Raw genomic sequence first — 14,013 nt, 5'->3', positions numbered from 1 at the left:
CGCCACCCCCACGCCCGCCTGATTCAGCGCGCGCCGGCCGGGACGTCCGGCAGGGTGATCGCGCTGGCCGCCTTGCGGATCGACTCGGTGACCCGGCGGATCATCCCCTCCCGGCCCGGCAGGTGCGGCATGAGCCGCAGCATCAGCGTCTGGAACCGGATCTGCGCGGCCGAGCCGAGCACCATGCCCTTCAGGTTGCGCTCGGCGAGCTGCTGGTTCGCCGCCACGAACGGGCGCATCCGCCGCTCGTACGTGGCGAACCCGGCGGCCGGGTCGCCGGCCGCCTCGGCCAGCGACGCGGCCAGCACGTACGCGCCGACCAGGCTCAGGCTGGTGCCCTGCCCGGAGGCCGGCGAGGCACCATAGGCGGCGTCGCCGAGCAGCCCGACCCGCCCGGTCGACCAGCCGTCCATCCGCACCTGGCTCATCGCGTCGAAGTAGAAGTCCGGCGCGTCCGGCATCGCGGCGAGCAACTCCGGCACCCGCCAGCCGGCCCCGGCATACGCCCGAGCCAGTGCCGCCTGCTGCCCGGCGACGTCCCGGCGGTCGGGCTCCTCGGCCGGCGAGGGGAAGAGGAAGAGAGCCCGCGCGTCCGGCGCGCCGGCGGTCCGGTAGACGCCGACCGTGCGTCCCGGGGCGGGGTGCATCAGCTCGACCCGCTCCTCGCCGTACTCGGCCGGCACCGCGAAGATCGCGATGTGGTGCCCGAGCGGGCGCAGGTACGCCGAGCCGGGGCCGAAGGCCAGCCGCCGCACCGTCGAGTGCAGCCCGTCGGCGCCGATCACCCGGTCGAAGCGGCGGCTCGGTGCCCGCTCGAAGGCGACCTCCACCCCGTCGGCCCGCTGGTCCAGCGCGACGATCGAGTCGTCGAAGAGGTAGTCCACGTCGCGGGTGGCGTTGACCAGGATGCGGGCCAGGTCGCCGCGCATGACCTCGACGTCGTCCCCCTCCCGGCCGCCGAAGAGCGCGGCGTCCATGGTGGCGAGCTGTCGGCCCGACGAGTCCACGAAGCGGGCCAGCCGCATGCCGGTGTCGTGCCGCCGCACCTCGTCCCCCAGGCCCATCCGGTCGACGACCGCCAGGGCCGCACCCCGGATGTCCACCTTGTAGCCCCCGGCGCGGAGCGCCGGGGCGCGCTCGACGACGGTCGGACGGAAGCCGTGACGGCGCAGCCACCAGGCCAGAGCGGGGCCGGCGACACCGGCGCCGGAGATCAGCACATCGGTCATGCCAACGACTGTACAAGCGTGTTAGACAGATGTGCAAGACGCTTGTTCAAGAGATCCGCTACCCTGTCGGCATGGGAAATCGGGAGGACCTGCTCACCGGCGCCAAGCGCTGCCTGATCGAGAAGGGATACACGGGCACCACGGCCCGGGACGTCGCCACCGCGGCCGGCACCAGCCTGGCCGCCATCGGCTACCACTTCCGCACCACGAAGGCCCTGCTCAACGAGGCCCTGATCGAGGCGATGGCGGAATGGGGTGAGGAGCTGGGCCGCGCCCTCGCCGAGGACACCGGCGCGACGGCCACGCCTGAGCAGCGGTTCGAGGCGACCTGGGAGCGGATCATCGAGTCCTTCGCCCGGCTGCGCCCGCTCTGGGCCATCCAGTTCGAGCTGATCGCGCAGATGGACCGCCTACCGGAGCTGCGGGCGGCGTTCGCCACCGCCAACCACCAGGCCCGGATCGGCCTCGCCGAGGTCTTCCACCGGGTCGACCCGGCCGCCGACGAGCCGACCGCGCTCGCGCTCGGCGCCTTCCACCAGGCGCTGCTCGGCGGCCTGGCCGCCCAGTACCTGGTCGACCCGGAGGTGGCGCCGTCGGCGGCGGAGCTGACCCGGGCGCTGCGGATCGTCGCCGACGAGTTCCGCGCCGGTCAGGGCTGACCGAGGCCGGCCTCCCGGGCCCGGACGATGGCCTGGCCGCGGTCGGCCACCTGGAGCTTGGCGAGCACGTTGGACAGGTGGTTGCGGACGGTCTTCGGGCTGAGCGTCAACCGGCGGGCGATGACCACGTTGCTCAACCCCTGGGCGACCAGGTCGAGCACCTCGCGCTCCCGGTCGGTCAGCTCCGGGAAGGGCGCCGCCCCGGACGCCCGGGCCCCGGACAGGTAGCTCACCGCCCGGCTCGCAATCACCGGGCCGAGCAGCACCTCGCCGTTGGCGACCGCCCGGACCGCCCGCTCCACCTCGGCCGGCGCCGCACCCTTGAGCAGGTAGCCCCGGGCACCCGCGCGCAGCGCCGCGAAGACCCAGTCGTCGTCGTCCAGCATGGTCACCACCAGCACCCCGATACCCGGGTGCCGGGTGACGATCTCCCGGGTGGCCGCCACCCCGGACCGGCCGCCCAGGTGCAGGTCCATGATGATCACGTCCGGCCGCTGCTGGTCGGCGACGCGGAGCGCGCCGTCCGCGTCGGCGGCCTCGCCGACCACCGCCAGCCCGGCCGTCGAGGCGAGCAGCGCGGTCATGCCCAGCCGGAACACCGGGTGGTCGTCCACCACCGCGACCCGGATCGTCTCCCCGCTCACGGCCCCACCACCGCCGGCCGCACCGGGCCCGGCCCGGCAGCCTCCGCACCGGCAGCGGACCACGGCACCACCGTGATGAGCGAGAGCATCCCGGGCACCCAGGCCCAGTCACGGGCCGAGGTGAGCAGCACCGGGGCGGGCAGCCCGGGCCGTACCGCGAGCAGGTCCACGTACTGCGCGCTCAACGCGGACAGGCCGCCACCCACTCCGGTCGCGGCGAGCAGCCAGGCGACCGGGTGCCCGCGCCGCAGCAGCACCAGCCACGCGACCGTGCCGTAAACCGCGCAGTCGGTGAAGTCGACCAGGAAGAAGAGCTGGGACAGGCCCCACGGCCGGCGGGCGAGGACCCAGCAGACGGCCGTACCGGTGAGCAGGAGCGCGCAGCCGACGGCGACCAGCCGGGCGGCGACCGGATGACGCCGGTCGCCGCCCGGTGGCGCCGTCGTCGGCTCGGCGGACATGGGCTGATCCTGACAGTCGCCGGGTCAGTTGCCGAGACCCCGGCGCTCCAGCGCGAATGTCAGTCCCGCGACAGTGGCCCAGAGCGCCGCCGGGGCCAGCGCCAGATACTGCAGGGGCACCGCCTGGGTGACCACCACCAGCAGGGTCATCAGCAGGCTGAACACCGCCAGCCAGCGGCTCACCGACCGGCGGCGCAGCCCGGCGACCGCCACCGCGCCGGCGCTGAGCCCGGCCCCCGCCCACACCCACGGGAAGGTGTTGTAGCCGGTGGCCAGCGCCGCGACCGTGTCGGCGTCGGTCTCGGACAGGTGCAGCAGGTCCCAGTAGAGCTCGGTGGAGACCCCGCCGCCGACCAGCAGCAGCGCCGCGGTGAGCAGCAGGCCGCCGGCCGCCACGTCGGGCAGCAGGCCGCCGGCCGGCTCCCGGGCCGCCAACCGCCGCCGCAGCCCGGCCGCGAAGACCGCCAGGCAACCAGCGGCCAGCCCGGACAGCACCTGGAAGGCCCAGACGTACGCCTCCCGGCCGTCCATCGCGGCCACGTACCGGGCGTTGTCGGCGAGCAGCGACCGGTCCACATCGGCCAGCCCCGGGCTGAACAGGAAGAGCGCGACGCCGGTGAGCCCGGCGAGCACCCCGGCGACCGCCCAGGCGCGGCGGGGACGGTCGGTGGCGGTCGGGGTGGCGGTGGCGTCGAGCGTGGCGCTGGTCATGGTTCCTCCTCCGGTCGGGGCCGCGGCGAAGCGCCGCAGGCGAAGCGTGGCCGTCCCGGCGTCCCGGGCGCATGGGGCGCGGCGTCCCGATCGTCCGGGCGGTTCCGCCGCCGGCCCGGGACACCACCGGCCTCCCGGACGGTCGGTACCGGTGTCCCTGGCGACCGGGACGGCACACCCGCCACGGTGGAACCGCCACACCGACGAGGAGGCCGCCATGGAGCACCGCCACGACCTGCTGAGCGCCGTACGCGAGCTGGCGCCGGAGCTGACCGCCCGGGCCGAGGAGATCGAGCAGGCCCGAGAGCTGCCCGCCGACCTGCTCGACCGGCTCCGCGCGGCCGGCTGCTTCCGGATGTTCGTGCCCCGCAGCCACGGCGGGTACGAGGTGGACCTGCGCACCGGGATGGCGGTGCTGGAAACCCTGGCGCGGGCGGACGGCTCGACCGGTTGGACCGTGATGATCGGCGCGGAGAGCCCGCACCTGCTCGCCATGCTCCCCCGCGACCGGTTCGACAAGCTCTACGCCGCCGGCCCGGACGTGGTGGTGGCCGGCGGTTTCGCCGCACAGGGCCGAGCCGAGCTGGCCGACGGCGGGTTCCAGGTGAGCGGGCGCTGGGGGTTCGCCAGCGGCTGCCGGCACGCCGACTGGATCTTCGGCAACTGCCTGGTCACCGCGGACGGCCAGCCGCTGCCCGGGGCGGACGGGCAGCCGCCGGAGACCCGTTCGATGCTCTTCGCGGCCGACCGGGTGACCGTGGTGGACACCTGGCACGTGCTCGGCCTGCGTGGCACCGGCAGCCACGACGTGCTGGTCGAGTCGGCGTTCTGCCCGGCGGAGGAGAGCTTCGACCTGTTCACCGGCACGCCGTGCATTCCCGGGCCGGGGTTCGTGGCGCCGCTGGTGCATTTCGTGCTGCACCTGGGTGCGGTCGCGGTAGGCATCGCGCAGGGCGCACTGGACGAGATGACCGCGCTGCTCGGCGACGGGCGGCAGCGCCTCTACGCCCGGCAGCCGCTCGCCGACTCACCCGCGTTCCGGGTCCAGCTCGGTCGGGCCGACCTGAACGTCCGCGCCGCGCGGGCCCTGCTCGACGCGCTCGCCGACGAACTCTGGGCGGCCTGCGCCGAGGACCCGGGACGGATCGCCGCCCTGCACCCGACCATCTCCGCCTCGCTGCCCTGGGTGACCGAGCAGGCGATCGCCGCCGTGGACACCTGTTACCGAGCGGCCGGCGGCGGTGCGGCCCGGGACTCCTCGCCGATCCAGCGCCGGTTCCGGGACATCCACACGTTCGCGCAGCACGCCGCAGCCGCCGAGGGCTGGCTCGGCAACAACGGGGCGCAGCTGCTGGGCCGGCCGGTGGCGCTGGCGTACTGAACTGACCCGGGCCGGTGGGTGGAGGGGTCCCCCGGCCCAGGGGCCGGCGTGCAGAGGGGTCCGCCGGCCCGCGCGGGGCCGGCCGCCGAGGGGCTCGGCGGCCGGCCCCCACCCGTGTAGCCGAAACGCTGGGCCGGCTAGTCACACGTACGGCCGGGTGGCATACGCCGAGCGCAGCGCGGCCAGCCCGGCGTCCTTCGGGGTGAGGGTGCCCCAGCCCGAGTTGAAGTAGTTGGTGCGCACGATCCGCGGGCTCCGCTCGGCGTTGAGCTGGGCGATGGCCGCCGGCACCGTGGCGATCCAGGCGGCCTGATCGGGGAACTCGGCCACCCGTACCCCCCACTCCGCGATGAGCACCGGACGGGAGAGCGCCACCGGGCCGAGGTCGGTCACCGCCCAGTCCTTCGTGCACCGAAACCGGCCCAGGGCGGTGCCGCTCGGGTCGGTGGCGTAGACGTTCCACTGGAGGAAGTCCAGCTTCGCCATCAGCGACTCCGGGTGGGTACGCCGGTAGGCGGCCCGGTCGAAGCCGCCCGAGCCGACCGAGAAGGTGGTGCCGGCGGGCAGCGGGCGGGCCTTGAACCAGTTCACGATGTAGGTCATCGCCTGCACGGCCCGGGCATCCGAGTTGGCCCAGTCGTACGCCACCCCCGATTCGGTGGTGCCGAACTCGTGGTCGGTGTCCAGCTCGGAAGCGAGTTGGATGTTGACCGGGAAGCCCAGGGTCCGGTACTGCGACAGCGCCCTCGCGAAGAGCCCGTCGCACAGGCCGGCGAGCACCTGCCCATACCCGTACGCCTTCGGCCAGGTCGTCCCCGGGCGCTGCTGGATGGTCATCACCGGGGCCGGGACGGTGTAGCTGGCCCCGTCCACGGTGAAGGTCTGCGGTCCGATGCTGGTTACGCCGTAGTACTTCAGCTCGAGCACCATGTTGATCGCGATCCCCTTGCGGCCCAGGGTGGTCAGCCACGACTGGTTGTATCCGGGGAAGGTGTAGCCGTCGGCGAAGCTGCGGTACTGGGTGAGGGAGCGGAAGTTGCCGCCGGCCAGGTCGGCCGTCGGGTCGGCGTTCCCGGCGAGGTAGTAGCCACCCAGCACCGGCGGGGCGACGGTGTAGTCGGCGGTCGCGGTGGCGGTGTGCCCGCCGTTGTCCCGCACGGTGACCGTGACCCGGGGCATCACGCCACCGCCCGGTACACGGCCACCGACCCGGTGTCGGAGACCTTCGTCCAGGTCCGGCCGGAATCGTCGGTCACGCTCACGGTGAGCGGGTCGATGACCGCCGTGGCCTTGACCGGGGCGCTGCTGTTGCCCTGGAGTCGGTCACCACGATGGTGACCGTGACGGGCCGGGTATCCGGGTCGGCGTAGGTGACCGTGAGGGTCATCTGGTCGCCTGGGGAGTAGGTCGAGCGGTTGAGGCTGGCGGTCACGGTGGGAGCGGCCATCTCCGCCCCCTCCTTCCTTGCTCTGCGCCCGGCATCCGCCGGTACGCCCGGCCGGTCAGGCGGGGCGCCGCGGTTCACGACGAGGATCCCGGCGAGGCCGGCCGGAGGTGGTGACGTCGGTGTCCTGACTGGCTGGCACCGTCCGGTCAGGACGGCGCCGGGCCGGGTCTCGGCCGGGCGGCGCGCGGTGGACCGGGCGGTGGCCGGGCCCGCCGGCGGCGTCACGGCCGCGCTCGGCGCTGGCGGCGTCCGGCGACGACACGGAGTCGCCGCCGGGGCCGGAGGGATGGGATGTGGCCCGCCATCCAAAGCCTCCACTGCACCAACAATGCGCCGGTCGGGGGTCGGACGTCCTGTCGGCAATCCGTCGGCCGGTCTGTCCTTGATCAGCTTGCCGCCGCGGCGGCATCCCTGCCCGGTCGGAGCCTTGCCTCGGCACGGCCGGATCGTGGCGGCGATCGGCTGGCGAGTCCAGGCGATCCGATCGGCCGGCTGGCCGCGGGAGGACACCGCCGGGCATCCGGCGAGCCTGCGGCGCCGTGCCGCACGAGCGCGCTGGATTCGGCTTCTCGGGGACGCGGGCGATCCATGTTCGGCGATTTCCGGAAGGCGACCGACGCGATTGCGGAACCGCGCCGCCCGACGGGTCGAGATCGCCGTCCGAATATGACAATCGCGTGACGGAAAATCACGAGCGCATGACCGTTCTCTATCGCCGTCGTCATATTCGGGGACGAACGGCGGCAGCGGACCGCTCGACACCGGCACCCGCACCGGACCGAACAAAGCGCCCAGCGCGGGCCCAACCACCCGTCGCACGCCCCCGTGCGGCACGTCCCCAGTACGTACCGGCGACCGAATTCGGCGCTGAAAAGCATTCAGTTTTTGTGGTTAATTCCACAGCCCCCCCGGTTGCGACTGGATTCTCACCGATGACGTCGGTAAGTTTCCGGGCCGGCCCCTGCGGCCCCCAGAACGTGACCGATGTTGATATCGACGGACGAGACGCGAAGATGGCCACCGATGGCGCGATACGCCACCGGTTCCATCGGAGAGGGGATCGTGCCCGCACTCGCAGTGAAGTCGCTCTACAAAATATTCGGCAATCGAGCTGACGAGGCGATGAGGCGCCTCGCGAACGGCGCCCCACGCGCCGAGGCGCTGGCGGGCCTGCCGGCCACGGCCGCCGTGATCGACGCGAACTTCGAGGTACGCCCCGGCGAGATCTTCGTGGTGATGGGTCTCTCCGGCTCCGGCAAGTCCACCCTCATCCGGATGCTCAACGGTCTGCTCCAGCCCACCCGGGGCAGTGTGCAGGTCGACGGGGTCGAACTGACCACGCTCAAACCCGCCGCGCTGCGCAAGCTGCGGCGCGAGAAGATCAGCATGGTCTTCCAGCACTTCGCGCTGATGCCGCACCGGACGGTGCTGGAGAACGCGGGCTACGCCCTGGAGGTCGCCGGCCTGCCCAAGGCCGAGCGGCGCGAGCGCGCCCTGGACGCGCTGCGCATGGTCGGCCTGGAGGAGTGGGCGGACAAGCTCCCCCACGACCTCTCCGGCGGTATGCGGCAGCGGGTCGGGCTGGCCCGCGCGCTCGCGGCCGGCACCGACATCCTGCTGATGGACGAGGCGTTCTCGGCGCTGGACCCGCTCATCCGCCGGGAGATCCAGGACCAACTGCTGGAACTCCAGGCCGAACTGGGCAAGACCATCATCTTCATCACCCACGACCTGAACGAGGCCATGCGGCTCGGCGACCGGATCGCGGTGATGCGGGACGGCCGGATCGTCCAGATCGGCACCGCCGAGGAGATCCTGACCGACCCGGCCAACGGGTACGTGGCGCAGTTCGTCGCCGACGTCGACCGGACCCGGATCCTGACCGCCGCGTCGGTGATGGAGAAGCCGCACCACGTCCTGGACGTCAACGCAGGTCCCCGGGTGGCCGCGAAGGCGCTGCGGGAGAGCCAGACCTCGGCGGTCTACGTGACCGGGCCGATGAAGAAGTTCCTCGGCACGGTCACCGAGGACGACGTGCTGCGGGCGCTGCGGGAGGGCCGACCGAGCCTCGACGGGTACGTCTCGACCGAGCGGGTCCGCACAGTCACCGAGGACACCGCGGTGGCCGACCTGTTCGCCGACTGCGCGGAGAGCCAGCATCCGGTGGCCGTCCTCGACGACCGGGGCCGGCTGACCGGGGTGATCCCCCGGATCACCCTGCTCAGCGCCCTGGCCAGCGCCACCCCGGACGAGGTGGCCCCGGTGGACGAGCCGGCACCCGACCTGGCCGAGGTCGAGCTGGTGGGCACGAAGGGAGAGCCGGCATGAGTCACACCTGGTCCCCGCTCGACGTCGAGCTGCCCCGGGTGCCGCTGGGCGCCTGGACCGAATCCGCCGTCGACTGGGCCACCGGCGCCCTCGGCCCGGTCTTCGACGCGGTCGCGGCCGTGGTCGACGCCCTGGTCCGCCCGCTCGACGAGCTGCTCACCGGCGTACCGCCGGTGGCGGTCGTGCTGGTCCTGGCCGGGCTCGGCTGGTGGCTGCGCGGCTGGAAGTTCGCCCTCGGAACGGCGGTCGGCCTCGGCGTGGTGGCCGGGATGCCGTACTGGGAGGAGACCATGAGCACCCTCGCCCAGGTGCTCGTGGCGAGCGTGCTCGCCCTGCTGCTGGCGATCCCACTGGGCATCTTCATCGCGGAGAACCGGCGGGCGTCCACCGTGGCCCGGCCGGTGCTTGACCTCATGCAGACCATGCCGGCGTTCGTCTACCTGATCCCGGCGATCTTCTTCTTCGGCATCGGCACCGTGCCCGGCGTGCTGGCCACGCTGGTGTTCAGCATGCCGCCCGGCGTACGCCTGACCGAGCTCGGCCTGCGGCAGGTCGACAAGGAGATCGTCCAGGCCGCCGAGTCGTTCGGCGCGCCACCGTGGATGGTGCTGCTACGGACCAAGCTGCCACTGGCCCTGCCGACGATCATGACCGGGGTCAACCAGGTCATCATGCTGGCCCTGTCCATGGTGGTCATCGCCGGCATGGTCGGCGCCGGCGGCCTCGGCGACGTGATCATGTTCGCGCTCTCCCAGGTCGAGGTGGGCAGCGGTTTCGAGGGCGGCATCGCCGTCGTGGTCCTCGCCGTGGTGCTCGACCGGCTCACCGACTCCGTGGGCGACCGGTTCCCCTCCGCACGGGCGCAGCGCCTGGCGCGGCAGGCCGCCTGACCGTCGCCCTCCGCCGGCACCCCTGTGCCCGCATACGCGGGTCCGCCGGCTGTTCAGAGAAGGAAGGACAATCCGTGTTCACGACCCTGAGGCGCGTCCTGGCGCTCGCCGTGACCGCCACCCTGGCGCTGGGCGGTGCCGCCTGCAGCGCGAAGTCGGACGGCGGGTCCGGCAACGGCAAGAAGATCACCATCGGCTACATGGCCTGGGACGAGGCGATCGCCGCCTCCCACCTGTGGCAGCACATCCTAGAGGAGAAGGGCTACCGGGTCCAGCTCAAGAACCTGGAGGCCGGGCTCGTCTACGGCGGGCTCGCCGGCGGCGACATCGACCTGTTCCTGGACGGCTGGCTGCCCCAGACCCACGCCTCCTACCTCGAGAAGTACGGCGACAAGCTGGAGAGGATCGGCGTCTGGTACGACGACGCCAGCCTCAGCATCGCGGTGCCGAAGTACGTCGACGGCGTCGACTCGCTCGAGGATCTGGCCGGCAAGGCCGGCACCTTCGGCGGACAGCTGATCGGTATCGAGCCGGGCGCCGGCCTCACCAAGGCCACCCAGGAGAAGGTGCTGCCCGGCTACGGCCTGGCCGGCGCCATGAAGCTGAAGACCTCCTCCACCCCGGCCATGCTGGCCGCGCTCGACGCCGCGATCGCCGACCAGAAGCCGATCGTGGTCACCCTCTGGCACCCCCACTGGGCCTACGCGAAATACGAGCTGAAGGACCTGGCCGACCCGAAGGGCACCCTGGGCCAGGCCGAGCAGATCAACACCTTCGGCCGCAAGGGCTTCGGCAAGGACTTCCCCGAGGTCACGAAGATGTTGGCGAAGTTCACCATGGACAACCAGCAGCTCGGGTCCCTGGAGGACCTGATGTTCAACACCCACAAGGGTGACGAGAAGAAGGCCGTCGAGGAGTGGCTGAAGGCCAACCCCGACTACCTGAAGGCGCTCGCCTGACCCGTCCCGTGACCGGGGGCCCGCCGCGTTGCCGGCGGGCCCCCGGGTCAGGGGCCCGGGTCACTTCTCACCGGGCCGGCCGCCGGCGGCGCCGCAGCCACCCGGCACCGGCGCTCACCAGGGTGGACCCGATCGCGGTGCCGATGGCGACCAGCGCCGCCCCGACCGCCCAGAGCCCGGTGGCATCGGTCGACGCGGCGTGCCGCGCCCAGGCGGCCGTGAAGGCCACCGTCATCACCGGGGCCACCAGCCACGGGCCGCGCCACCAGCCGCCAACCGCGGCGATCAGGGCCAGGGTCAGCACACAGCCGGCCACCTGCCACACCGCGTAGGGGCCGCTGGTGGCGCCGGTCGCCGGGTCGACCGTGTAGCCGCTCTCCCAGCCCAACCAGGCCCACCAGGCGCCGACCGTCGCCGCCGCCAGCAGCAGCCCGCCGAGCAGAGTACGCATCGTTGTGGTCACGGCCCGATCCTGCCGGTCCCGGCGGCCGGGCGGATGAGCATCCGTACTCGGCCAACGTCCCCTCGCGGACCGCCGCGGACCGGGCGGCGCAGCGCGTCCGGCTGGCACACCGGGCTGCACCGCCCCTCGCTGGCCGTCCGACCCCTGGTCAGGGGCCGGCCCGGTCCGGTTGGTCTCGGGTTCATCGGGCTATCACCACAACCGCCTAGCCTCCGGCGTCGTTGATCGCGACACCCGCAAGGAGCTGGACGTGCTAGCCAAACGAAAACTCGCCCTCACCCTGGCCTCGGTCGCTGCGTTGACCCTGTCGGCGGGGCTCGCCACCACGGCGGGCGCGGCCGCCAGCGAGCTGCAACGGATCACCCCGCCGGTCGATACCCAACAGCCGCCCCAGGACCGCCTGGTGCTCGCCGTGATCGGCGACTACGGCGGCTGCGGCGTTGACCGCACCTGCGCGGAGGAGTACCAGGTCGCGGACATGGTCCACTCCTGGAACCCGGCGGCCATCCTCACCACCGGCGACAACACCTACCAGCAGGGCCTGCCCGAAGAGGTGGTCAAGGCCCAGGCGCCGTACAAGGCGGACATCGACGCCGGCCGGATGTTCCCGATCATGGGGAACCACGACTACGGCAACGGTTGCTCGCCGGAAAGCGTCCAGCCGAGCCTGGACCACTTCAAGGTGCCCGCCGCCTTCGTCGCCGGCTTCGGCAACGGGCTGCTCGACTTCGTCAACCCCGACGCCAACTGCCAGACGGCGACGGGCAGCGCGAAGCCGCCGATCTACGACGCGTACCGCAGCACGCTCACGAACAGCTCGGCCGTCTGGAAGGTGGTCGGCGGCCACCAGCCGATCTACTCCTCCGGCAAGGCGGGCAACAACCTGGACCGCGCCTGGCTGATGACGCCGGGCGTGGACCTGATCCTCTCCGGCCACGATCACCACGCGGAGCACATCGAGACGGCCGACGGCTACCACATCGCCATTTCCGGCAACGGCGGCGCCGGCCTGACGCCGCTGTTCAGCGTCGCGCCGGGCAGCAAGTTCCGGGATGCCGCGCACTTCGGGGCGATGCGGCTGACCGTGACCCCGGACTCGCTGAAGGCGGAGTACCTGTCCCTGCCGGGCACCGTCGACTACTACTTCCTGCTCAAGAAGGACGCGCAGGGCCGGGCATACCTGGCCGAGCGGTCGGACTGGGTGGACCCGAACCCGGACCCGGGCGGAAACCCGATCCCGAACCGATACACGGTCTCGTTCGACGTCGCGGCGGACAAGGCCGACGGCCTGACCTACCGGAACTACGAGGACGGCCCGTTCCTGACGACCGAGGTCGACGGCCGCCGGGCACTGGAGCTGCAGAAGAATCCCTTCGGCGGCGCCAACCAGTTGTACATGTTCGTCGACGACGCGGCCATCTCCGGCGGGCCGTACCAGGTGAAGGCCACGATCAGCTACCGCTCCCCGGTCCCGGGCTCGTTCGCCATCCAGTACGACTCGCAGCAGAGCGGCTCGGCCTACCAGCGTTCGACCGCGGTGACGATCGGCGCCGACCAGGTGAACCAGTGGCAGACCACGACCATCGACCTTCCCGACGTCCGGTTCACCAACCGGCAGAACGGCGGCGCGGACCTGCGGCTGAACGCGGTCGCCAACCTACCGCTCACCATCTCGGCGGTACGCCTCGACGTGATCCCACCGGCCCCATCGGCGACCCGGGTCTCGATGGACTTCTCCGGTGAGCCCGACGGGCTGACCTGGATCCCGTACGAGAGCGGCCCCGCACACGAGACCGTCGTCGACGGTCGGCGCGCCCTGCAGATCGACCGGAACACGTTCAACTCCGGCAACAACCTCTACCTCGCCGTCGACGACCGCTACCTCACCGGCGGCCCGTACGACGCCACCGCGACCATCGAGTACCTCTCCCCGGTCACCGGCTCGTTCGTCCTCCAGTACGACTCCGCGGCCACCGGGTCGGCGTACCAGAGCGCCACCCGCGTGAGCATCACCGCCGCCATGGTCAACACCTGGCAGACCGCGACCCTCGACCTGCCCCAGGTGATGTTCCGGAACCGGCAGAACGGCAACGCCGACATGCGGATCGTGGGCGCGAACAACCTGCCCCTCATCATCGGCTCGATGAGCGTGCAACTCGCCAACCAGCAGGCGCAGTTGCTGAAGGCGGCGCAGGACGCGGTCGCCGCCGCCGAGGCCAACCCGTCGGCGGAGACGATCACGGCCGCCGAGACGGCCATCGCCAAGGTCACCGACGCCAACCAGGCCACCACGCTGACCCAGCGACTGACCGTCGTGAAACACCTCCTCCAGGCCCGCGACCTGCTCAACCGCATCGCCGCAACCGACCTGACCACTCCCGCACAACTCGACGCCGCCGTCACCGACCTCACCGACGCCACCATGACCCTGGCAAAGGTGCCCACCGACCGGCAGGGCGACCTGCCGCAGCAGCTCGCCACCGCGAAACGCCGCATCGCCGACGCCCTCGCCGACTTCTTCGCCAAACCCGTCCAAGGCAAACCGGAATCCATCCAGCGACCCTGGCTCGACCTGGTCATCTCCGACACCTACGACCGCTCCGGCACCACCGACCTGCACGACCGCGTGATGTCGATCGTCCGCAGCCACACCACCGGCCAGCAGGTCACCATCGCCATCAACGAGTTCCTCGCCACGTGCTAGACGGGAAACAGTTCCGCCTCGGCTCGGGGCGGCGCCGGACCCACCGGCGCCGCCCCGAACCACCCGCCCTGGCGACGGATGCCCGCCGCCACCCCGTCTACCCTGGCTGTTCCAGGTGTTGTCCACAGCTCGGAGTG

At 72.2% G+C, this 14,013-nt stretch carries 12 protein-coding genes and 1 pseudogene; 6 read left to right on the top strand and 7 right to left on the bottom strand.

Translation table 11 applies throughout. From position 1 onward, the window contains the following. Window positions 1-23: 23 nt before the first annotated feature. Window positions 24-1,229, bottom strand: coding sequence for an FAD-dependent monooxygenase (locus tag A6A27_RS17095; RefSeq protein ID WP_073835605.1), 1,206 nt, complete (start codon window positions 1,227-1,229; stop codon window positions 24-26). 71 nt (window positions 1,230-1,300) lie between these two features. On the opposite strand from A6A27_RS17095, the gene A6A27_RS17090 reads away from it, so the two are divergent. Further along, window positions 1,301-1,888 carry a TetR/AcrR family transcriptional regulator gene (locus A6A27_RS17090; protein WP_073835604.1) on the top strand — a complete coding sequence of 196 codons (588 nt, stop codon included), beginning with the start codon at window positions 1,301-1,303 and terminating at the stop codon, window positions 1,886-1,888. Here A6A27_RS17090 and A6A27_RS17085 read toward each other — a convergent pair. From A6A27_RS17085 to A6A27_RS17075, 3 genes are read right to left on the bottom strand one after another with little or no spacing between them, the layout of a single operon-like run. Beyond that, on the bottom strand, window positions 1,879-2,532 hold the full coding sequence (locus A6A27_RS17085) for a response regulator (protein WP_241825301.1): 654 nt from the start codon (window positions 2,530-2,532) through the stop codon (window positions 1,879-1,881). The genes A6A27_RS17090 and A6A27_RS17085 overlap by 10 nt on opposite strands. Next, window positions 2,529-2,993 (bottom strand): hypothetical protein, encoded by a 465-nt coding sequence (locus A6A27_RS17080; protein ID WP_073835603.1) that lies wholly within the window; start codon window positions 2,991-2,993, stop codon window positions 2,529-2,531. The genes A6A27_RS17085 and A6A27_RS17080 overlap by 4 nt, the downstream gene beginning before the upstream one ends. 24 nt (window positions 2,994-3,017) lie before the next feature. Beyond that, window positions 3,018-3,704, bottom strand: coding sequence for a hypothetical protein (locus A6A27_RS17075; RefSeq protein WP_073835602.1), 687 nt, complete (start codon window positions 3,702-3,704; stop codon window positions 3,018-3,020). Between the two features lie 217 nt (window positions 3,705-3,921). On the opposite strand from A6A27_RS17075, the gene A6A27_RS17070 reads away from it, so the two are divergent. Continuing rightward, window positions 3,922-5,085, top strand: coding sequence for an acyl-CoA dehydrogenase family protein (locus A6A27_RS17070; RefSeq protein WP_073835637.1), 1,164 nt, complete (start codon window positions 3,922-3,924; stop codon window positions 5,083-5,085). 141 nt (window positions 5,086-5,226) lie between these two features. On the opposite strand, the gene A6A27_RS17065 is transcribed toward A6A27_RS17070, so the two are convergent. Both A6A27_RS17065 and A6A27_RS17060 read right to left on the bottom strand, forming a co-directional pair. Further along, entirely contained in the window at window positions 5,227-6,264 is a 1,038-nt protein-coding gene (locus tag A6A27_RS17065) for a hypothetical protein (RefSeq protein ID WP_073835601.1), read from the bottom strand. Then, a pseudogene (locus A6A27_RS17060) lies at window positions 6,264-6,532 on the bottom strand (hypothetical protein). The gene A6A27_RS17065 and the pseudogene A6A27_RS17060 overlap by 1 nt, the downstream one beginning before the upstream one ends. A 1,062-nt stretch (window positions 6,533-7,594) precedes the next feature. On the opposite strand from A6A27_RS17060, the gene A6A27_RS17055 reads away from it, so the two are divergent. From A6A27_RS17055 to A6A27_RS17045, 3 genes are all read left to right on the top strand, one after another. After that, entirely contained in the window at window positions 7,595-8,860 is a 1,266-nt protein-coding gene (locus A6A27_RS17055; protein ID WP_241825300.1) for a quaternary amine ABC transporter ATP-binding protein, read from the top strand. Then, window positions 8,857-9,750, top strand: a complete 894-nt coding sequence (locus A6A27_RS17050) for an ABC transporter permease (protein WP_073835599.1) — start codon at window positions 8,857-8,859, stop codon at window positions 9,748-9,750. Before A6A27_RS17055 ends, A6A27_RS17050 begins: the two co-directional genes overlap by 4 nt. 74 nt (window positions 9,751-9,824) lie before the next feature. Beyond that, window positions 9,825-10,709: a glycine betaine ABC transporter substrate-binding protein gene (locus tag A6A27_RS17045; RefSeq protein ID WP_073835598.1), complete on the top strand. Its 885-nt coding sequence runs from the start codon at window positions 9,825-9,827 to the stop codon at window positions 10,707-10,709. Between the two features lie 67 nt (window positions 10,710-10,776). Here the strand turns inward: A6A27_RS17045 and A6A27_RS17040 are convergent, their stop codons facing one another. Further along, window positions 10,777-11,172: a hypothetical protein gene (locus A6A27_RS17040; protein ID WP_241825299.1), complete on the bottom strand. Its 396-nt coding sequence runs from the start codon at window positions 11,170-11,172 to the stop codon at window positions 10,777-10,779. Window positions 11,173-11,422: 250 nt separating this feature from the next. Here A6A27_RS17040 and A6A27_RS17035 point away from each other — a divergent pair, with 250 nt between their 5' ends. After that, a complete protein-coding gene (locus A6A27_RS17035; RefSeq protein ID WP_073835597.1) occupies window positions 11,423-13,876 on the top strand; it encodes a metallophosphoesterase in 2,454 nt (817 codons plus the stop codon). Window positions 13,877-14,013: the final 137 nt, after the last annotated feature.

Origin of the sequence: Micromonospora sp. CB01531, assembly GCF_001905095.1 — a bacterium.
Taxonomy (GTDB): domain Bacteria; phylum Actinomycetota; class Actinomycetes; order Mycobacteriales; family Micromonosporaceae; genus Micromonospora.
The sequence above is the reverse complement of the archived record's forward strand: the minus strand, read 5'-3'. Positions and strand labels throughout refer to the sequence as shown.

Bases quoted from the DNA above. Each gene is read 5' to 3' on its own strand.
- A6A27_RS17095 (WP_073835605.1), bottom strand. From the start codon at position 1,229: ATGACCGATGTGCTGATCTCCGGCGCCGGTGTCGCCGGCCCCGCTCTG.
- A6A27_RS17090 (WP_073835604.1), top strand. From the start codon at position 1,301: ATGGGAAATCGGGAGGACCTGCTCACCGGCGCCAAGCGCTGCCTGATC.
- A6A27_RS17080 (WP_073835603.1), bottom strand. From the start codon at position 2,993: ATGTCCGCCGAGCCGACGACGGCGCCACCGGGCGGCGACCGGCGTCAT.
- A6A27_RS17075 (WP_073835602.1), bottom strand. From the start codon at position 3,704: ATGACCAGCGCCACGCTCGACGCCACCGCCACCCCGACCGCCACCGAC.
- A6A27_RS17070 (WP_073835637.1), top strand. From the start codon at position 3,922: ATGGAGCACCGCCACGACCTGCTGAGCGCCGTACGCGAGCTGGCGCCG.
- A6A27_RS17065 (WP_073835601.1), bottom strand. From the start codon at position 6,264: ATGCCCCGGGTCACGGTCACCGTGCGGGACAACGGCGGGCACACCGCC.
- A6A27_RS17050 (WP_073835599.1), top strand. From the start codon at position 8,857: ATGAGTCACACCTGGTCCCCGCTCGACGTCGAGCTGCCCCGGGTGCCG.